The sequence below is a fragment of the Desulfocurvibacter africanus subsp. africanus DSM 2603 genome (assembly GCF_000422545.1).
In the GTDB taxonomy this organism is placed as follows: Bacteria; Desulfobacterota; Desulfovibrionia; order Desulfovibrionales; family Desulfovibrionaceae; genus Desulfocurvibacter; species Desulfocurvibacter africanus.
The window spans coordinates 23,175-43,403 of sequence record NZ_AULZ01000028.1; the positions used below are offsets into that span (position 1 = coordinate 23,175).

At 61.5% G+C, this 20,229-nt stretch carries 17 protein-coding genes; 13 read left to right on the top strand and 4 right to left on the bottom strand.

What is annotated here, in order from left to right; translation table 11 throughout:
- Positions 1-384: 384 nt before the first annotated feature.
- Together H585_RS23855 and H585_RS0116210 are read left to right on the top strand one after the other, a co-directional pair.
- Positions 385-516 carry a hypothetical protein gene (locus H585_RS23855; protein WP_274532711.1) on the top strand — a complete coding sequence of 44 codons (132 nt, stop codon included), beginning with the start codon at positions 385-387 and terminating at the stop codon, positions 514-516.
- A gap of 7 nt (positions 517-523) precedes the next feature.
- Positions 524-1,246, top strand: a complete 723-nt coding sequence (locus H585_RS0116210) for a cache domain-containing protein (RefSeq protein WP_027368595.1) — start codon at positions 524-526, stop codon at positions 1,244-1,246.
- 94 nt (positions 1,247-1,340) lie between these two features.
- Here H585_RS0116210 and H585_RS0116215 read toward each other — a convergent pair whose 3' ends face one another.
- Both H585_RS0116215 and H585_RS0116220 read right to left on the bottom strand, forming a co-directional pair.
- Entirely contained in the window at positions 1,341-1,757 is a 417-nt protein-coding gene (locus H585_RS0116215) for a four-helix bundle copper-binding protein (RefSeq protein WP_027368596.1), read from the bottom strand.
- A 108-nt stretch (positions 1,758-1,865) separates the two neighbouring features.
- Positions 1,866-2,636: a Mut7-C RNAse domain-containing protein gene (locus H585_RS0116220; RefSeq protein ID WP_027368597.1), complete on the bottom strand. Its 771-nt coding sequence runs from the start codon at positions 2,634-2,636 to the stop codon at positions 1,866-1,868.
- A 39-nt stretch (positions 2,637-2,675) separates the two neighbouring features.
- Here H585_RS0116220 and H585_RS0116225 point away from each other — a divergent pair, with 39 nt between their 5' ends.
- The gene (locus H585_RS0116225) at positions 2,676-3,935 is read left to right on the top strand and encodes a M48 family metallopeptidase (protein WP_027368598.1); all 1,260 of its coding nucleotides are present in this window, start codon (positions 2,676-2,678) and stop codon (positions 3,933-3,935) included.
- A gap of 72 nt (positions 3,936-4,007) precedes the next feature.
- On the opposite strand, the gene H585_RS23140 is transcribed toward H585_RS0116225, so the two are convergent.
- The gene (locus H585_RS23140) at positions 4,008-5,396 is read right to left on the bottom strand and encodes a choice-of-anchor Q domain-containing protein (RefSeq protein WP_138708209.1); all 1,389 of its coding nucleotides are present in this window, start codon (positions 5,394-5,396) and stop codon (positions 4,008-4,010) included.
- Between the two features lie 330 nt (positions 5,397-5,726).
- Here H585_RS23140 and H585_RS0116230 point away from each other — a divergent pair, with 330 nt between their 5' ends.
- Both H585_RS0116230 and H585_RS0116235 read left to right on the top strand, forming a co-directional pair.
- Positions 5,727-6,713 carry a hypothetical protein gene (locus H585_RS0116230; RefSeq protein WP_027368599.1) on the top strand — a complete coding sequence of 329 codons (987 nt, stop codon included), beginning with the start codon at positions 5,727-5,729 and terminating at the stop codon, positions 6,711-6,713.
- Positions 6,714-6,845: 132 nt separating this feature from the next.
- The gene (locus tag H585_RS0116235) at positions 6,846-7,079 is read left to right on the top strand and encodes a hypothetical protein (protein WP_027368600.1); all 234 of its coding nucleotides are present in this window, start codon (positions 6,846-6,848) and stop codon (positions 7,077-7,079) included.
- A gap of 24 nt (positions 7,080-7,103) precedes the next feature.
- Here H585_RS0116235 and H585_RS0116240 read toward each other — a convergent pair whose 3' ends face one another.
- A complete protein-coding gene (locus tag H585_RS0116240) occupies positions 7,104-8,321 on the bottom strand; it encodes a bifunctional nucleoside/nucleotide kinase/histidine phosphatase family protein (RefSeq protein WP_027368601.1) in 1,218 nt (405 codons plus the stop codon).
- A gap of 138 nt (positions 8,322-8,459) precedes the next feature.
- Between H585_RS0116240 and H585_RS0116245 the strand changes: the two genes are divergently transcribed.
- The 8 genes from H585_RS0116245 (at position 8,460) to H585_RS0116290 (ending at position 19,793) form a co-directional block, all read left to right on the top strand.
- On the top strand, positions 8,460-8,672 hold the full coding sequence (locus H585_RS0116245) for a hypothetical protein (protein ID WP_027368602.1): 213 nt from the start codon (positions 8,460-8,462) through the stop codon (positions 8,670-8,672).
- 149 nt (positions 8,673-8,821) lie between these two features.
- Positions 8,822-10,492 (top strand): diguanylate cyclase, encoded by a 1,671-nt coding sequence (locus H585_RS0116250; RefSeq protein WP_027368603.1) that lies wholly within the window; start codon positions 8,822-8,824, stop codon positions 10,490-10,492.
- 138 nt (positions 10,493-10,630) lie between these two features.
- A complete protein-coding gene (locus H585_RS0116255) occupies positions 10,631-12,295 on the top strand; it encodes a sensor domain-containing diguanylate cyclase (RefSeq protein WP_027368604.1) in 1,665 nt (554 codons plus the stop codon).
- 176 nt (positions 12,296-12,471) lie between these two features.
- A complete protein-coding gene (locus H585_RS0116260; protein WP_244432589.1) occupies positions 12,472-13,191 on the top strand; it encodes an ABC transporter ATP-binding protein in 720 nt (239 codons plus the stop codon).
- 77 nt (positions 13,192-13,268) lie between these two features.
- On the top strand, positions 13,269-16,064 hold the full coding sequence (locus H585_RS0116265; RefSeq protein WP_034628312.1) for an FtsX-like permease family protein: 2,796 nt from the start codon (positions 13,269-13,271) through the stop codon (positions 16,062-16,064).
- 220 nt (positions 16,065-16,284) lie between these two features.
- Positions 16,285-17,364, top strand: coding sequence for a lipocalin-like domain-containing protein (locus H585_RS0116270; RefSeq protein ID WP_244432587.1), 1,080 nt, complete (start codon positions 16,285-16,287; stop codon positions 17,362-17,364).
- A 291-nt stretch (positions 17,365-17,655) separates the two neighbouring features.
- Entirely contained in the window at positions 17,656-18,069 is a 414-nt protein-coding gene (locus H585_RS0116280; protein ID WP_014259258.1) for a Ros/MucR family transcriptional regulator, read from the top strand.
- A 437-nt stretch (positions 18,070-18,506) separates the two neighbouring features.
- Positions 18,507-19,793, top strand: a complete 1,287-nt coding sequence (locus tag H585_RS0116290) for an alpha/beta hydrolase (RefSeq protein ID WP_027368608.1) — start codon at positions 18,507-18,509, stop codon at positions 19,791-19,793.
- Positions 19,794-20,229 lie beyond the last annotated feature (436 nt).

The window sequence follows — 20,229 nt, forward strand, 5'->3', positions numbered from 1 at the left end:
CGTGTGAGACAAACATGATTGCGGCAAGCAATCGATAATGTTTGAAATCCAAACACAAGTACAGAATCCGTGCTGACGGAAAGCCTGGGGACTTGCTGTAACAGTGATCCGTTATTGATGGCGTCGTTCATCTGCGAATTAAAAATTATGCATAGGCACTTGTTTGTGAAGCTGTATACAATACAAAAATTAAACAAGATCAAATAAAATGAAGATAAAACAGAATAATAGGGTATCGAATGGTGTATTCCAGTTGAGTCGTGTATTAAGATTTTGTCGGCAAAGTACTGCTTGCACCTCATTAAATCTTGGTGGCAAGATGCCACCACCCGACAAGAATACGCTTACAAATTGGTTGGCATAAAAGCTGCGTGAGGAGATGGCATGTTCAAACGTGTTACTATTGGCAAAAGAATTTATCTTTTGCTGCTTATAATGACCATTTTCATATCTGCAGCCATTCTAGCCTTTCTGCATATCACTGAAAACGAAGAATCTTGGCCTGACTGCGGTTGAAGAGGTCATGATCCAGGGCCACAAGGACAGGTTGCAGGTGGCAACGCACTCCATGGCCCTGGCCATCGGCCAAACCCTGCGCGATGCCGACACCCCTGAAGCGCAGATCGAAATCATCCGCTGGCTCGTGGATCCCATCCGTTTCGAGGAGGATAAGTCCGGCTACTATTTCGTTTACAGAGGAACCATGAACGTGGCCCTCCCGCCCAAAAAAGAATTACAGGGCAAGGACCTCGGCCAGAACAAGGACACCAACGGCATCAGGTACGTGCACGAAATGCATCGCCAAGCCGAGGCCGGGGGCGGTTTCGTTACTTATATCTTCGCCAAGCCGGGCATGGGTGACCAGCCCAAGCTGGCCTACTCGGAAATGATCCCCGGCACCGACATGTGGATCGGCACCGGCGTGTACATCGACAACGTGGAGAGCCAAAAGGCGACCATCCAGGAGCTCGACAAGGTCGTGCAGCAGAACGCGGCTGCTTCCGAGGAGATGTCCTCCACGAGCGAGGAGCTCTCCAGCCAGGCCGAGCAACTCCAGCAGACCATGACTTTTTTCAAGATCGGCGCCGAGCGTTCGGCGCGCGCCGCATGTCCAGCAAGACTGACGGCAACCCTGGCGGCCCCAAAGGCGAAACTACCCGCACGTCTCAATGCGGGCAAGACAAGGCATAAAAAGGTAACCTTGAGTCTGGACGACGCGTCGGACCTTGAGTTCGAACGCTTTTAAGGCCTGACTCGCCCGTCTGAAGACTGAAAGCCAGCCCTGCAGGCACGTTGACACGGCCAAGGCCGCCTTCGCGCTTGCAGGGCGGCCGCGCGCATCAAGCGGCCTTGGCCTCGAGGTTGCCCAGCAGGACCTTGCAGGCGTTTTTGCATGTGTCGCACATCTCGGAGCAGATGCGGCAGTGCTCGTGCATCTTGGCGTGCTTGTCGCACTCGTCGGCGCACACGCGGCAGGCCTCCATGCAGGCCTCGACTTGTGCACGCTGGATCGTTGGCTCCAAGCCGACCTGGCGCGACAGGGCGTTGCCCGTGGCCACGCAGATGTCCATGCAATCCAAATCAAGACGGATGCAGCGGGCCAGGCGTTTGACCTCGTCCTCGGCTAGGCAGGCGTCGGCGCACATGGCGCAGGTCTGGGCGCACTCGTAGCAGGACTCGATGCAGCGAACCAGACTCTCGCGGTCCATGCGGCCGGCAGCCTTGTGGTGCTCAAGCATATCGCGGGCTCTGAACATGGGAACCTCCTTGGGATTGCATCCAGTTCTTACAGGAGGCGCTGGAACAGACTATCGGTGCGACAGCCGACAAGGGGTGGGATAATGACCGACAAGGCGCGGAAAAGCTTAGCTCCGCTCCTCGTCCGTCATGCTCCCCTCCGGCCCCAGGCCCAGGCCGCGCAGCCGCTCACTGACCTTTTCGTAGTGCGAGCCGGCCCAGTAGATGCGCCCGCAGGACGGGCACATGGAAAAAACGTCGTAGTACTTAATCGTCTTGGGCAGCAGCCGGTGCAGGATGGCCTGCTTGTCCACGGGCTCGAGCGGCGTATTACAGCGCAGACAGCGCGAGAAGAGCGCAAAGGGCCCTTGGATGCCGAACAAATGCAGGACCTCGCGCAATTGCTCCTCGGGATGCTCGGCGCGCATGAGCCGGCCATGGACGACCTTGGCGCGCTTGAGCAGGTCGCGGTCGCGCGAAAGCACGATACGGCCTTCGGTCACGGCGATGTCCGCAATGGCCTCGTCATCCCAGCCGTTATCGAAGGCGGCATCCAGGCCAAGGATGCGCAACAGGTTGGCCAGCCGGCCCACGTTCACGTCCACCACGAAACGCGTCCAAGGCAGTGGCTCTGGACGCAGTAGCGTGGGCTTGGTCACGTCCACGGGCGGCTTGGCCGGGTGCACGTCAACCTGCGCGCCGTCCTCCAGCAGGTAGCCGAAGTCCACGGCCCGGTCTTTCACCTCTATGGCATAGACCTCGCTGTGCGGCACGCCGAGGGCCTCGATGACGTCCTTGATGGACGCGCGCCGATCCACAGGATATGCTAACCCCTTGGCGCGCGCAGCCGGGCCCATGAGTCCGGCCAGCTCGCCGTGGAAGCGGATGGCCGCGCTCACCGGCGGCTCCCTAGCATGTCCCTGCAAACCCAGCTCACCATGAACATATACTTTGTTGTCATCCTTGCAGCCATACTGGCCGCCTTCGCGCTGGAGAACCTCTCGCGCCTGCTCAACGCCCGCAATCTGTCGCCCGAGCTGCCGTCCGAATTCCAGGGCGTGTACGACCCGGACGAGTACCGCCGTTCCCAGCATTACACTCGGGCTAACCAGAAGCTCTCCGCCCTGTCGGACTGGCTGGAGAGCCCACTGCTTATAGCCGCCATCGTCCTGGGCTGGTTCAATGTCCTGGATCAGTGGCTGCTTTCCCTGGGTCTGCCCGAGATCGCCACGGGCCTGCTCTTCATGGGAGTCCTGGCCCTGGTCAGCGGGATACTGTCGCTACCATTCCAGGTATACAATACCTTTGTCATCGAGGAACGTTTCGGATTCAACAGAACCACACCAGCCCTGTTCGTCAAGGACAGGCTCAAGGGCCTGGCCCTATCCATGCTCATCGGCGCGCCGTTGCTGGCCGCGCTGCTGTGGTTCTTTCAGACCCTCGGCGACTGGGCCTGGCTGGCGGCCTGGGGTTTAACCGCTGCTGTTTCGCTCCTCCTCGCGGCCATCGGCCCCACGCTCATCCTGCCCCTGTTCAACAAGTTCACGCCGCTAGAGCCCGGTCCCCTGCGCGAGCGCATCGAGGACTTCGCGCACAGGCAGGGTTTCGACCTCACGGGCATTTTCGTCATGGATGGCTCGCGCCGCTCCAGCAAGTCCAACGCCTTCTTCACCGGCCTTGGCAAGCGCAAGCGCATCGCCTTGTTCGACACATTGCTCTCGCGCCACGACAACGACGAGATCCTGGCCGTGCTGGCCCACGAGATAGGGCATTCCAGGCTCGGCCACATCAAGCGCATGCTTGCGGCGTCCGTGCTCAAGACCGGCCTGCTCTTCGGGCTCATGCAAGTGTTCATCGCCAGCCCCGGTTTGTTCGCTGCCTTTGGCATGGAACGCATGAGCGTCCACGCCGGGCTGGTCTTTTTCCTTATCCTCTACACGCCCGTGTCGCTGGTTTTGTCGGTTCTCTCGGGACTGCTCAGCCGCCGCCATGAACGCCAAGCCGACGCCTTCGCCGCCGCCACCACCGGCAAGCCCGAGGCCATGGCCCGCGCCCTCAAGAAGCTCAGCGTGGACAACCTGAGCAACCTCACGCCGCACCCGCTGCACGTATTCCTGCACTACAGCCATCCGCCGGTGCTGGAGCGGGTGCGCAGACTGAAGAGTTTCCGAATTAAGCCCGGCCAAACGAGCAGCTAAACCAATGCGCGTTGGAACCGAAAGAAGCGCTGCCCGGCAGTCTGGGACAGCGCTCCCGATCACCAGCGGCATTCATGAGCCGGAGAGAATAAGCGGGCACAATGAGCCAAGAGGAAGCCTGGAGTACTCATATGCGCCCATATCAGGGGCCGATCCAATGACTCTTCGAACTCCATTCATATCCGTCTTGGGGAGATCGTCGATATCTTCAGTTCCAGCGTCTATGCAAGGCGACTCTCGCTGCAAACTGTAATTAGAACTGGATGGATCAACGAACAGCGGGTCTGCATCCAAGTTGCCTTCACCTTCGAACCCGCCATATATCAATGAATGAGTAACGACAGTTCCAGAATCTATCTGCATGTTTGCTTCATCCTGAAAGTTTGCAGGCCAGATTATGCTGTTTGCAATTGTAGAACTCCCGGCAGCAGAGAACGAATAAATCGGTTCGGAAAGAACCCTCAGGACATGCGTACAGTTTACCAACCTTGAATTAGTGATACGCAAGGAACTGGTAAACGCGCAATTGTAAATGGAAGAGCTTTCTGCCTGCACAGTTGTAAAGTCATCGAAAAGTGAACGTTCAATGGTTGATCCTATTAACTCACAATACCCCTTGACTAAACCCATGAATTTAGACTCGCTGACCGTGTGATCACCATCGAAAGTAAACAAAGGCCCGTAAACGCGCGTTCCTTGTATTTTTCTAAATGTGCACCGATTGAAAGCTACGGCCCCTAGTTCAACGCGCGCACCTCCGAAGCAGTCATCAACCAGAAGATTCACCACGTTGCCCGTGCAATTTTCAAAATAGAGCCCTAGCGCTTCCCCCCACATCCCGCCCCCGCGACATCTTAATATCTGACAATCGCTTATATCCAAGTCGCAATTATTGGCTCGGATGGAACCGCTTCCATCTTCATCGGCAATGCAGTCCTGAATGATGCAGTCATGTATTTCCAGTGAACAGTTCTCCGCGTAAATGGCTGCGCCTAGCAAATACTTTGCTATGTCAGGATCCCAGGTAAGATCCAATGTTTCGGTATTGGCATTTTGTATAATAAGTCTCTCGAGTTTTGCATCTTTGGTTATCCTCATGCCAGCACCTTCGCCATTTACATCCACAGTGGAATAAAAACCAGATGGCCTTTCGCTCGGATGATTTTCAATGCCTTCGAACCCGCCAATGATGGCGACATGCTTATCAACTAGAATTGGTGATTCAATAATATATATTCCAGAGCGTATCCATATAAAATCTCCATCTTGAGCTGCATCCAGGGCATCTTGAATTGATATGAATGAACTGCTCCAAGAATCGCCAGTGAATATCCCGTTATCGACAGTGCTAACATACCACGTTGCCGCCCCTGCAGAAGGGGCGCTGGATAAATCTAGTGCTGAAAGAAAGGCAAGCCCAACGAGTTGAAGCCACAGGCAGACCTGAGAGCCTCTGCGCATAACAGCCACCTCCCTGAAAGAATAATGGATTTACACCATTTTCTTTATAAAGCACCTGGTGAATATGCACATTATTCTTAATAGACACTTCTATAGATTTTGGTGTTATGAGAAGGCAAGGCAACCCACCTACAGCCTAATCGACAACATCACTTCTGGCAGCTTTATCAGCAAGCTTTGATTGTTGATCCAAGGCTCAGGCTCCTGTGCCATGTCTGGCGAATGGCTATCTTCCGCCAGGCACTCTTCTTGCGATTACACCCGACAGGGGAAAAGTTTTCCCACCTGAACCGTCAGGCGAGAACGCATCACAAGAAGGAGTGATTCGGCATGGTTCCTCCTCCGGCGCCGGACTTGTATCATCGCTCCGCCGCTCTTGAGCTGCTGCGGCAGCCATTGCCGTCACGGGATATTCTGCGGCCCGAGATCTACCGGCGCACGCCGCTCATACGCGACATCGCGCTGCTGTGTGATCCCAACGTGGACGTGAGCGATGCGACCGTGCTCAACCTGGTGGTCAAATATTTCCATGCTTACGTGCATCCCGGATCGCACAAGCATGCTCTGGATCTGGGGGAGATCACCGGCCTGTTCGAGCTTTTCGCGCGGCATAGGGATGAAGACGCGCAGTCCGACGCAGAGCTCATGGCCAGGCTGCGGGACTGGAGCTTCGCCTTGCGCATGCTGGTCGACGTGCCCAAGACAGCGCACATCTTTCGTTCCATCGCATCCACGCCCCTGCCCTGGGACTCAGAGTATCGGGGCTTGGACATCGGCACCGGCTCGGGCATCCTATTGCTGGCCGAAGTGGTTCAAGCCTGGCGCAACGGCTGCAAAAACATCCATGCAGTGGGCATCGAGATCGACGAAAAAGTGGGTGCTCGGACCGGCCAGTTCTTCCGCGACCTGGGTGTGGGAGAGGTGGTTTTGGGCAACGCCAAGGAGCGTGAAGTCTACCGGATCATGCCCAAGACGCCGACCTTCGTCAGCAACGAGACCGTGGCCGCCATGCACGAACGCCTGGGCCGCGAGGATTTCACGCTCATCAACCAGACGCTGCTCTCGGTCTACGGCTCCGGCATCATGCGCGCGGGCTTCTTTCCCGAGGCGCTCATCATCTACGCCCCCTGCCGCAAAGTCTCGGCCATCCTGTCGCGCAAGAACGGCTTCCAGATTCCCCGGGCCTACCGAGGGCTCAGCTTCTATCCGCGAGCCGTGGTCATCGACGGCCACATCGTGCCGCTCAACCGCCTGGGCGATCAACTCGTGCAGCATATCCCCCTGGCTTCCAGGCGGCTGCTCTCGCGGCGCTGGTAAAGCATCCTACTCTGGTAAGACCTCCTACTCGTTAGAGACTAGGCGACCCTGCATAGCTGCATGCGCCGAGGCTCTCGCGTATGCTCGCGGCTACCACCGGCGAAAGACGGGGCCAAGGAGCAAGGAGGACTCATGGTACTTCTTCGACGCGAGCACTACTGCAGGGTCTGCGGCACGAACACCAAGGCGCGGCTCGGCCCGGCGGGCATCATTCTGTGGACTCTGGCCGTCGTGCTTATCCTTTTCTCATTCTTCTTCTGGCCGCTCATCTTCATCTGGCCGGTATTGGCTGTGCTCCTGCTGCTCTACCCGCTGGGCCAATCCTGCCAGGAATGCGGCGGCCCGCTGGAGCGGCGCGGAGGCTGAAGACCTCGCAGGCATCCGCGAGGATCAGTACCTCCTCAGCTCGAAGAGCTTCTTGTTCTGCGTCGAGATAATATGGAAATACCTGTCCTGGGGGATGTAGATGTAGGGCACGTCCTCCGTGCGGCGGTAGAGGAAGTGCGACAGGATCATGCGGTTCACGGCCTGATGGCCTACGATTATGATGTTGTCCGAGTTGCCCGACAGGTACAGTGCTTTCTTGATGCCGCGGTCCACGCGTTCCTTGAGGGTCGCGTAGCCCTCGCCCGCCGGGTAGACGTAGTTGTATTTGTCCGCGGCGCGGGCTTTGGACACCTCGGGCATGTTCTCGCGGATATCTTCATAGCGCATGCCGTCGCATTGGCCGGCGTCGATTTCGTCGAACTCCGGAAGGGTGATGATCTCGCAGCGGTCCTGCATGTTGGCGATGGGCCGGGCCGTTTCCAGAGTGCGGCGCTTGGTGCTCGTGAACACGTAGGGCAAGTGCAGGGTGCGGAAATGGCGGGCCAGGGCCTTGGCCTGAGCCATGCCCGTGTCGGTCAGCTTCGAATCGCCGCCGATGCGGTTCTCCAGATTAAAGAACGTCTCGCCATGGCGCAGCAGGAAGAGATTCTTGACCCAATCGGACACGAGCAGGTCGCGCACCTTGACGAAGTAGGGCATGCGGCCGCAGACGCGCTCGCGCAGGATGCGGTTGTTCAGGCTGTCCAGGACGAAGTAGTTCTCCTCCTCCCCAAGCGGCGCATGGATGTGCTTGTAGTAGGAGATACGCCTCTCGAAGCTCTTGTAAGCCTCGGCCGGCGAGAGGTGGGCGAACTCCGACAGCTTGGTCTTGCGCGTGATGCTTGCTGACAGCATTTCGGGATCGTCGTTGACGCACTCGATGAACAGCAGGGGGTGGTCCTTCAGAATGGCCTCGATGGTCCGCCGCCGCTTGCGGCTCACGTTGGTGGCGTCCAGGATGGCCACTTGGCCGTGGCTGGCCAGATAATCCTTGGCTCTTCCTATGTTGATGAGCGCGATGTGCTCGCGCTTTGAAGCGCCCTCCTGATTGTCCGGGTCGTAGAAGTCGGGCCTGGAGGTGTTCTCCTTGAGCATTGCGCGGCGCAAGTCGCCGTTGTTGAAGATCTCAACGGCCACTCCTTCGCCCAGGAAGTTCTCCTTGAGCTTGGAGGCCACCGTGGATTTGCCCATGGCCGGCAGGCCGACCATTATGATGTACAGTTTACCCGTGTCAGCGTTCATATCATCTCCCTGCGTGCGGTTCGATATCGTTTTGCGAACCGCATAGGCGATGCAATAAAGTTCAAAATCTCTTGCCATGAACAGGAAAAGGTATATATATCGCCGCGAACGTTCTACAGGACCAATAAAGGATCACGCATGATTCCTGAATGCCCTTTCAAGAACGATTGCGCCTTCTACCGCCTGTTCGGCGCCGAGCCTCGCGATGGGCTGCGCATGATCGTGGACACCTACTGCCTGGCGCCCAAGGGCTACCAACAGTGCTGGAGACTCGCCTATCGCCAGGACAACGGCGCGAGCCCGCCCCCCTACCTGGCGCCTTCCGGCCACCCCTTCCAGAGCCTCCGCTGATTGTGCCCCTGCGTCCATTCGTGCGCAACTGCTTTGCCTCCCTGGAAAAACAAGGGTATGCTTCAGTCGTGTCCGTGACCGGACGCTGATGGACCGACTTGCCGGAAGCCGGATTCCGTCGGCAGCCCAGCCCCAACCAAGGGTAATCCATGACGGCGCAATTCCCAAGCCAGCAAGTCACGCCGTGCAGACGCGAGATGGAGCGCGAGAAGCGCCAGAAGCGCTACGCCGCCGACCTGCGCGGCAAGCTTGGCGAGCTTCGCAACGTCTGGGATGCCTACGGGGAGCGGCCGGACGCACAGCTCCTGCGCAGCACCCACGGCTGGCTGCGCCTGCTGACCGGCCTGACCGCGCTCACGGGTCGCGAAAACGCAGCGAACCTTGCTCTCCGCGCAGCGGACAAACTGGCCACGTACCTGGACACGACCCTGTCTCCGGCGGCCGATATTGCCCAGAAGGTCGACGCGTTGCTTGAAGAGCTCGCCCGTGAACTCGGCCTGCCGCGGTCGGAGCATCCTACCCGGCTCAGCGAGATTGCGGCCGGCGAATTCTGCCCCATGGCGCGCACGAACGACATCTACGTCTACGACTCGGACTCCCGGGCAGCCAAGGAATTGGCCGGCCAACTCGAAGGCTTCGGCTACAGCCTGCGCATCTTCCCGGACATGCTGGCCCTGCAGGATATGGTCATGGAGGTCCTGCCCGCGGCAGTCATCCTGGACAGCCCGGTGCGCGAGGGGCGCATGCACGAGCTCATATGTGTCATCGGCGAAACCAGCCTGGTGGAGAGCTGCGTGCCGGTGCTGGTAGTCTCGGGCCGCGACGATCTTCTGCTCCGGCTGCTGGCCGTGCGTTGCGGCGCGTCGGCCTTCCTTACCAAGCCCGTCAACCCGGCCGCGTTAGTGGACAAGCTGGACGCGCTCATAGCCGGACCAGGCCGCGAGCCCTACCGCATCCTGGTGGTGGATGACGACCGACAGGCCGCGGAACGCACGGCTCAAGCCTTGTCCAATCGCGGTTGGCAGCCGCTTATCATGGGTAATCCCTTGCAGGCCCTGGAGCGCATGACCGAATTCCGGCCCGATTTGATTCTCATGGACCTGTACATGCCCGAGTGCAGCGGCATGGAGTTGGCCGAGGTCATCCGCCAGAAGGACGAACACATAGGCCTGCCCATCGTCTTTCTTTCGTCCTGCGGCGACATGGCCACGCGCATGGCGGCCATGATCCGCGGCGGCGACGACATCCTGCCCAAGGACATGGACCCGATAATGCTGGTCAGGGCGTTGGAAGGGCGGCTTGGACGCTCGCGGGATATGCGCAGGCTCATGGATCGCGACAGCCTGACCGGGCTCGTGAACCACACGAACATCAAGCTCCGCCTGGCTTCCGAACTGTCCCGCACGCAGCGCCAGCGCGCCACGCTGGCCCTGGCCATGATAGACCTGGATCGCTTCAAGAGCGTCAACGACACCTACGGCCATCTCACCGGCGACCTGGTGCTCAAATCCCTGGCCAAGACCCTCAAACGACGCCTGCGCAAGGTCGACATCGTCGGCCGCTACGGCGGCGAGGAGTTCGCGGTCATCCTCGTGGACGTGCAGGGCGAGCGCGAAGCCCTGGCCATCATGGACTCGATCCGCAAGGGTTTCGCCCGCATCCGCCATCGCGGCGGCGATCGCGAGTTCAGTGTGACCTTCAGCTGCGGCCTGGCTCTGTCCTCGGGCGGTCACAGTGCCGAAGAGCTATGCCAAGCAGCGGACCGGGCCATGTACAAGGCCAAGGAGCTGGGACGCAACCGGATCTTTGTCGCCGGTTAGTCGTAGCCCTCGGATATCTCATGCCGGGGTCGTAACTTTATCTTCTTTTCCCTCCTCTCGTTGGCAGACCCATGCGAATGGGATAGAACCAGCAATAGTGGTGGTTCCGCCGCGATTTTTGCCACGGATGAGGAATGGATGTCTCCGATCAGCAAAGAATGCTCCCAAGAGTTGGATAAGCCCAGGGGTCAGTACGCCCAGGATCTCAAGCGATCCTTCCGGGAAATCCGGCGCGCCTTCGATATATTCCTGAATGAGCCCCAACAGGAATCCCTGGAGGCCATTCTGGGAAGGGTGACCGAACTGGCCGCGTCCAGCGCCAGCCTGGGCTTTGCCGACGTGAGCGCCGTGGCCATGACCTTGGAACTCAAGCTCGCGGCCTGTCTGGGACGCGGCGGCATGCCCGGCGAGGACGAATACCGCTCCTTCCGCCACCTGCTGGCCAGCCTGGAGCACACCATCGAGTCCCAGCAGCGGGCCGGCCCTTCGTTCATCATACGGCCCCTGGCCAAAATCGAGCCCAGGCCGCTCAAGCAGCGCGTGGAAGAGGTTCTGGTGGTTTCCGAAGACGCCCGCCACGCCAGTTGGCTGGCCAGCCAAGTGGCCAGCTTCGGTTACCCCGCGCGACACGCCGCCACGGTCAAGGATGCCGCCGCGCTGATCGCCACCATTAGGCCTGCTGCCCTGGTGCTTGACTGCGCCATGCTGGAAAGCTGCCTGGACCTGGTCTCCACCCCGCAAGCCCAGGGCGATGAATACCATGGCGCTCCGCTGCTCGTGGTCACGGGCCCCGATGAATTGAACGAGCGGCTGGCCGCGGCAAGGGCCGGCGCCACGGCCTATTTCACCAGACCGGTCAACGTGGCGGCCTTGGTGGACAAGCTCGACACGCTGCTGTCCTCGGCCATGTCCGAACCCTACCGCATCATGATCGTGGACGACGACCGCACCTTGTCCAGGGTCTACGAACTGGTTTTCCAAGAGAAGGGCTGGGTGACCTATGTGGTCAACGATCCCATGCAGCTCCTGGAGCCTCTGACCGACTTCAACCCGGACATCATCCTCATGGACCTGTACATGCCCGGGGTCGACGGCACGGAAATGGCGGCGGTCCTGCGCCAGTTCGAAAAATACGTGTCCATCCCCATCGTCTACCTGTCCATGGAGGAGGACGTCTCCAAGCAGCTCTCGGCCGTCAGCCTGGGGGCGGACGATTTCCTGTCCAAGACCATGCGCCCGGACCACCTGGTGGCGGCCATCCAGAGCCGGGTGCGGCGCTATCGCGTATTGCGCTCCATGCTCACCCGCGACAGCCTGACCAACCTGCTCAACCACACGAGCCTCAAGATCCGCCTTGAATCCGAATGCAGCCGCGCTCGGCGCATCGGCGCGCGCCTGGCCTTCGCCATGATCGACCTGGACCACTTCAAGAACGTCAACGACACATACGGTCACCTCGTCGGCGACAAGGTGCTCAAGATCCTGGCCAAGGTCCTCAAGCAGCGGCTGCGCGTGTCGGACGTGGTAGGCCGCTACGGCGGCGAGGAATTCGCGGTCATCCTGCTGGACATCGACGACCGGGACCACGCGGCCGAACTGCTGGACAGGATCCGCGCGGCGTTCGCCGACATGGACCAGAGTGCGGACGGAGCCACGTTCCGAGTGACCTTCAGCTGCGGCATAGCCACCTTCCCCGAGTTCCCCGATGCCCACACCCTGGCCGACGCCGCGGATCGTGCCCTGTACGAGGGCAAGCGGCTTGGCCGCAACCGCGTGGTGCTCGCCTCGGCCGACAAAGAGTGAAGAACTGGTAAGGGCTTTGCCTGCCAGAGCGGCTCGCTCCTTCCCGGACCCATCCCACCAGGGCGTAACGACGCACTGGACCCGCGAATTTCATCTGCAAGCAGCCATGGCCACTCATGGATGTCCGGGCATGGCTTCCTCCCGGCCTGCTTTTCCGCTACGTGTGTGGCATGGAAATGTTTCACGTGAACCATTCCACCCTGTCCCCGGCTGACAGCATCATCAGCGCGAACAGCCTCACGCGCGTCTACCCCATAGGCGAGTCCGGCGTGGCCGGGCTGCGCGGGGTGGACCTGCGCGTGCCGGCCGGGGCCATGGTCGTGCTCAAGGGCGCCAGCGGCTCGGGCAAAAGCACTTTGCTGGCTCTGTTGGCCGGGCTGGACCGGCCAACGTCCGGCTCTCTGCGGGTAGCCGGCGTGGACCTGGTCAATGCTGGCGAGGCCGAGCTGACCGATTTCCGTCGACGCATCGTGGGCATGGTTTTCCAATCCTTCAATCTCATGCCCACCATGAACGTGCTGGAGAACGTGCTGCTGCCAGCGCTTTTGGCCGGTCGGGACGAGCGTGCGTCTCGCGGCCGGGCCATGGAGCTGCTGGATTGGCTGGGCATGGCCCCGCGCGTGGGCCACTCCCCGGCCCAACTCTCGGGCGGCGAGATGCAGCGTACGGCCATCGCCCGCGCGCTTATCAACGACCCGGCAATCATCCTGGCCGACGAGCCCACTGGCAACCTGGACAGCGAGAGCAGCCATGCCGTTGTGGCCCTGCTGGCCGAGCTCAACCGCATCATGGGCCGCACGGTCATCGTGGCCACCCACGCCAACCTGGCAGATCCCTACGCAACCCTGCGCCTGCTTCTGACCGATGGAAGGCTGACGCAGCCAGTGGCGGACTGATGCCGAAGCCGCCTGCCCAAGAGCCGCGAAAGCCCTTGCTCCTCCAGCCCTCTATAAAAGGGCCGACGCATGGCGCCATGACCCTGCGGGGTTTCTTCACGCTTCAGGCTCGCTTCGGGCTAAGGCACCTGCGCCGAAGCTTCTGGCGGACCCTGGCGGTGGTGCTGGGCATCGGCCTGGGCGCAGCGGTCTTCACCAGCGTGCGCTTGGCCGTGGACGCATCCCTGGAGTCCTTCACGCGCAGCATGGACCTGCTGGCCGGTCAGGCCGAACTGTCCGTGTCCATGCCCGGCGGCAGACTGGACGACGATCTGGTGGCGCGCCTGGCCACCGAGCACGGCATCATCGTCGCGCCGGTGCTCACGGCCTGGGTAAACGCCACGAAAATCACTGCCACCCCGGACACAATCGACGACACAGAACAGCCCACAAATGAACAACGCGGGTCCAGGGGCGCGCCTTATCCGGAGAATGGCCCTGGTGGGTGGGGTCTGGGGAGGAGCGAGCCGCTCTGGCAGGCAAAGCCCTCCCCAGCTCTTACGCAGCCCACTCCGGGCGAAACATTCCGCCTCGTGGGCCTGGACCCGCTGTTGGACGCATCTCTGCGCGACCTGGGCGAGGCCGAGCCCGAGGCGGTCGGCGGCTCGCGTGGCGGCGGTGACGATAGTGGCGACGATGGCGGCGGCGGACTGACCATGGACGTGCGCGTCTGGCGCAGGCTCATGGTCGAACCCTGGAGTCTGGCCCTAAGCTCAAGGTTGGCCGAGCGCCTGGGCCTGCGTGAGGGTGACGGCTTGGAGCTGACCTATGCCGGCCGCACGGCGCGCATGAAAGTCGTGGCCTTGCTGTCGGACGAGGGTCTGGCCATGGCTGACGGCGGCCTGATAGCCCTGGCCGATCTGGCCACGGTACAGGAACTCACGGGACTCCTGGGTCTGGTGGACCGCATCGACCTGCGCCTGACGCACGGAGCGACCGAGGCCGACGTGCGCGCCCTGCTCCCACCCGGCGCTGTCCTGGGACCGCCATCTGCCGAGCGTGAGAGCGGCCAAGCCATGATCGGGGCTTACCGCCTGAACCTGACCGTGCTCGGCTTCGTTTCGCTCTTCGTGGGCATGTTCCTGGTCTATAGCCTGGTGGCGGTGGCTGCTGCCTCGCGCCGTCGGGAGTTGGCCATCCTGCGTTCCCTGGGCGCATCGCGTAGGGTGCTGATGCTGCTCTTTTTGGCCGAGGGCGGGCTCCTGGGCCTGCTCGGCTGGCTGGCCTCGCTGCCCATGAGTTTCGTGCTCATGCCCAGACTGCTGAGAGCGGTGAACGCGACCATCTCCACCCTGTTCACGCGCGTGAACGTGGACTCTCTGTCTGTGAGCCCGACCGAAGCCCTGCTGTCCCTGACCGTGACCGTGGGAGTATCCGTGGCAGCGGCGCTCCAGCCAGCCCGTGAGGCCCGCGCTGTTCCGCCGCGCGAGGCCCTGACCATGGCCGGCATTCATGGCAGAGCGGCCCCGGTACACGGGCCTGCCCTGATAGGGCTGCTGCTGATCGCCCTGGCTTGGCCCATAAGCCTGCTGCCCAGCCCCGAGGCCTTTCCATTGCCGGGTTACGCGGCCATCTTCCTGCTCTTTGCGGGCTTCACGCTGCTCTGCCCCTGGCTCGTGCGCATCGTGTCCAGCCTGGCCCTGCCGTTCGTGTCCCGCCTGGGCGGCGCGCCTGGCCTGCTGGCCGGTAGGGCCGTAAGTCAGGCCGATGCGCGCACGGCTTTGTCCGTGGGCGCGCTGGTCACGGCCACGGCCCTGTTCCTGGCCTTGTCGATCATGGTGCAGAGCTTCCGCTCCACCTTCACTCTCTGGCTGGAGCAGACCGTGAGCGGAGATCTGTTCGTGCGGCCCGCGCTCTCGGACGCTAACGACTACCGCACACCGCTGCCGCCGGATGCGTTGGCCTGGATCGAGGCGCACAAGGCCGAGGCAGCGAACCTGCCTTACCTGCGCATCGCCGTGTCCCTGGACGGTGCGCCCTATCAACTGGAGATCATGGACCTCGAAGTCCTTGTCCAGCGCGGTCTGGGAAGCTTCCTCTTCCTGCGTGGCGATCCGCGCCGGGCCTTGGAGCTGACCGGCCAGGGCCGGGGCGTGCTGGTGAGCGAGGTCCTGGCCAATCGCACGGGACTGGGCTTGGGCGAACGCTATCGCGACACGGTGGCCGGCGTAAGCCTGGACGAGGAGATCGTGGGCATCATTCGCTGCTATCGGACGCGCGGCGGCGTGGTCTACCTCACGGACAGCCGCTGGCGAGAGCTGGGCGGCGAGTTCGCGCCGAACGGCGTGCGCATGTGGTTCCCCGTCCCCGATCCCGAGGCGCGGGCAAGGGCCTTCCGACAGGCCATTCTGTCCAGCCCTGTTGGATTTGGCCTGGAAGCCAGCGTAGGCGGCGAACTGCGCCGGGAGATCGCGCGAATCTTCGACCAGACCTTCGCCGTGACCACCGTGCTCCTGCTCGTGGCTCTGGCCGTAGCCGCTCTGGGCATCGCCGGCGCGCTCACGGTCATGGTCCTGGAGCGCTCGCGCGAGGTGCGCACCATGCTGGCCCTGGGCGGAAGCCGTGGTCAGGTGCGAGCAATGATCCTATGGGAAGCCTGCCTGCTGGTCACGGCCGGTCTGGCCGCGGGAACGGCCTGCGGCTTTCTGCTCTCGGCCATCCTGATTTATGTGGTGAACCGCGTCTCCTTCGGGTGGACCTTTCTCTATTCCGTGGACTGGCTTGCCCTTGCTCTAGGCTTACCGCTGATCTTCCTGGCCTGCCTGGCCGCGGGCTTGCCCGCGTTGCGCATCGCCGCGTCCGGTCCGCCGGCGGCCGTGCTGCGGGAGCGGTAATGATTAGTGGATGTTCATCATCACTGTATAAAGCTGAATTTATTTGCGTTACGCGAATAGTGTTCAGCATCTCTCAGCATGTGCATTGTCTGGAGCTTGTTGCCGCGAGGATTGAAGCATGTCGCGTCTATTGATTGCCGCTATTATTTGCCTGCTGGGGATATGTGGAATGGCATTTGCTGAGCATGAAAACGGGAGTGACGGATCTGGGAGGTCCGGCGTGGCGCAAGGCTACGCTCGCATCACCGGGCCGTGTGGATTCGCGTTTCCAGCGGACCACGGCAGTCATCCCGACCACCGCACCGAGTGGTGGTACTGGACTGGCAACCTTGAAGACCGGCAAGGGAACTCCTACGGCTTCCAGCTGACCTTCTTCCGCAGGCGGCTGGCTCCACCCACGGCCGACCGACAATGGCCGGAGCCTTCCTCAACCTGGCGCGCCAGCCAGCTCTACATGGCTCATGCCGCCCTGAGCGCCCTGGGGCCGAAAGAGCATCTAACAGCCCAGGACATGGCCCGTGGAGCCGCCGGGCTGGCCGGTGTAGCGCATGAAACGGCTCCTGTCGGAACCGACGACGAGGCCGTGCGGATCTTTCTCAAAGGCTGGTCGGCGAGCATCGGGGCGGATCGCCAGGAGCTGCGCGTGCGCACCGGCGACTTCGCCCTGCATCTTGGTCTTAGTCCCGAGAAGCCGCCCGTGGCCCACGGCCAAGACGGCTACAGCAAAAAAGGCAGACGCCCCGAAAGCGCGAGCTGCTACTACTCCTTCACCCGACTGAGGGCGGAAGGGAGCATCGAGATGAATGGCAGAACTATGGATGTATCGGGACTGGCCTGGATGGACCATGAGTACTCCTCGGAACTGCTGGAAGCGGATCTGGTGGGCTGGGATTGGCTGAGCCTGCAGTTCGACGACCAGACCGAGCTCATGGCCTTCTTCCTGCGCGACGGCCTCGAGGCCGGCAGCCATGCTTCCAGCGGCAGCTTCGTCCAGCCCGACGCCTCGCCCATCCAACTGGGTCAGGACGACATGCTGTTGACCGTGCTGGACTATTGGACCAGCCCGCACACCGGCGCGCGCTATCCCTCCGGCTGGCGGCTGGAGATACCGGGGCTGGTCCTGGACGTGACCATCCGCCCGGCCATGGCCGACCAGGAAATGCGCACCGGCAAAACCACCGGCGTCATCTACTGGGAAGGCAGCGTACGGGCCGAAGGCACGGTGCGCGGCCGCCCGGTCCACGGCCGCGGCTATGTGGAGATGACCGGCTACGCCGGATCGTTCGACACGCCTCTGTAGACGCTGGCGCGTGAAGCGGGCTTCGTTCGGCGCCAGCATCATCTTCAATCCATAACCCTTCCCTCGCATTGCGGCTGCAAGTCCGCGTCGTACATCGCGAACAGCTCACGAAACCGACTCCTCTCCTTGTCATGAATGTCATGCCGCGTGGCCATGCACTGCTTATTAATATCCGGATTACGTTCGTATCGCGCGTAAATCTAATTGAGAAAGGGCTCGACTGGAGTAGTGTGACCGGAATCATGGGGGGAGCATGTGTAAGACCCGCAAGCTGCACCAGGAGGTCGATGGATGGAATACCTTGAGGAAGCCCTGAAGATCGTGAAAGCCCAGGCAGGTGTCCGGCAGATGACGCCGGAAGAGATGATTTCCATGACCAAGAAAATTTGCCAGGGGTTGAAGGAGGCTGTCCCGGAGGGTTCGCAGGCACAGGGCGAAGAGGAAGAGTGCGCACTCTCGCCGGACAAGGCCATCCGGGAGCGCAGCGTCCAGTGTCTCGAATGCGGCAAGAAGTTCAAGGTGCTCACCAGGAAGCATCTGTCCCAGCACGGCTTGAGTCCCAAGGAATACAAGGCCAAGTGGGGCTACAAGAAGGGCACATCGCTCATCGCCAAGGGCTTGGCCCGCGATCGCCGCAAGAAGATGGGCGAGCTGAAGTTATGGGAGAAGCGCGGCAGCCGCGGTGCAACAAGCCCCACGGCTTAACGGTTCAATCCAAGGTTCTTGAGGAGGGGCTGCCTGCCCACAGGGCTCGTTCCTCCTCAAGCTCCTCACGCGGGAAGCCCGCACGGCCCCAGGTTCCTGCGTTAAATGCCCTGGCTGCCGCGCAGCATGGCCGAGAGCGGAGACAAGCTGCGGGGCCGCGAAATTTTCGGCCTGCCCTTCGTGCGCGCCAAGGCCACGAGAGCCATGTTCCACGTGAAGCGTTGAAAAGTGTATAGCGGGCAGCCTCGACGTCCGCAGGAGCACAGGTATCCCGTACAATCGGGCCGAGCGCTTCGGGGACCGCAAGGAGCCAAAGCAGGCGGGAACGCCAGGCAAGGTTTACAGGCCAAGCCGGGTTTGCCATCATTAAGGCCAAGCGGGCGGAATCAGCCCACAACCCGGCCGTCTCGGCCACGTCCCATCGAAGGCCTCGCCACATGCACACACTGCCCTTGGCGGGAATCCGGAAACAGAAGGTCCTGCTTCAGCCCCTTATCGCCGTCCCGGTTCGCGTTTGGCTGGCTTGCCTGCTGGCGGCCCTGGCGGCCTGCTCGTCCACGCAAACCTTCGTCGCCCCGCTGGGGCAAGCAAGCTTCGCGCTGTACCAGGCCGAAACGCGCCAGTGGCTGGAAGAGCACCGGCACTTCCAGGGCCCGGATAAAGCGGCCGAGTTGGACTGGAATATGCCGCAGGAGTGGCGACCGGCCGGCGTTCCCTCCAAGGGCGTCCTGTTGGTACACGGCCTGGGCGATTCGCCCTGGTCGTTCTGCGATCTGGGGCCGGAGCTGGCCAGACAGGGCTTTCTGGTCCGCAGCGTGCTACTGCCCGGCCACGGCACGCAGCCGGCCGACCTGATGCACCCAAGCCTAGCGGATTGGCGACAGGTGGTGCGGGAGCAGGCCGCGATCCTGGCGCGGGAAGTGGCACAGGTCTATCTGGGCGGGTTCTCCACCGGGGCCAATCTGGTCGTGGACTATGCGCTGGACAACCCGGAGGTTGCGGGGCTGCTGCTGTTTTCTCCGGCCTTCAAATCGGACAGCGCCTACGACTGGGTCACGCCCTGGATCGCCTGGGCCCGGCCCTGGCTGCGCATACCGGACGCAAATCGGCCGCAACAGACTCCGGTGCGCTACCTGAACACGCCAACCAACGGGTTCGCCCAATTCTACCGTAGCAGTGCGGCCGTCCGCTCCGGGTTGGCGCGTAAAACCTACGACAAGCCCGCGCTACTCGTGACCGTGCGCCACGATTCCGTCCTCGACGTGCGCCACACGCTGGAAACCTTCACTAAACGCTTCACTCACCCGTCCAGTCGCCTGGTCTGGTACGGCAGCCTGCCCGAGGGAACCAGCGTTCCGCCGCGCGTGCTGGTCAGGAGCGACTACCTGCCGGAGCAGCGCATAAGCCAGTTCTCACACATGGGCGTGCTGTTTTCGCCGCGCAATCCGCTGTACGGCGAGCAAGGCCTGCGCTTATGCTGGAACGGCCAGGATGAAGACGGACTACGCCAGTGCATGGAGGGCGCGCAGGTCTGGTATTCGGCCTGGGGCTACAGAGAGCCGGGAAAGATCCACGCCCGCCTGACGTTCAATCCGTATTTCGACTGGCAAGCCGAGGTCATGGCGCAGGTGCTGAAGGCCGCCGAGAAAGACGCCATGCAAGGCGGCAATGATGCTCGTTGCGCACTCTCCGTATCCCAGTACAGCACCTTGCAAATAAAATGAAAAAGGGGGTGCAGGGAGCGCCGCTCCCTGCCGGGAGAGAGTCTGAGAGAGAGCAGCGCCCTCTCTCAGTTCAAACGCAAATTGCTCTAATACGCCGAGCTGACATCCCGGCAGCCGCCGCCACCGCCACGAAGCAATTCGCCGCGGCCTTACCAGCTTTCCGACCCGTGCGCAGGCAGCATGCAGGAAGATTCAGTGGACAGGCTCCAGGACAAGGAACAAGTGTGGAGCAAGATAGAGCATTTTGCTGAAAATGCTCTGCAAGCCATGCGTCGGCATGGCTTGCCGCCGCGTAGGCGTAGGCGCAATTCCCTTGCGCCGTCAACGCCGGAGCTGGCGTCTTAAAGCAACTTGCAATTCTAGTGAGCGTTGTTAGCTGGTCTGCATGCCAATAGCATCGGAAGAAAAAAGACGGCTGGCCCTGGATGCCCTGAAT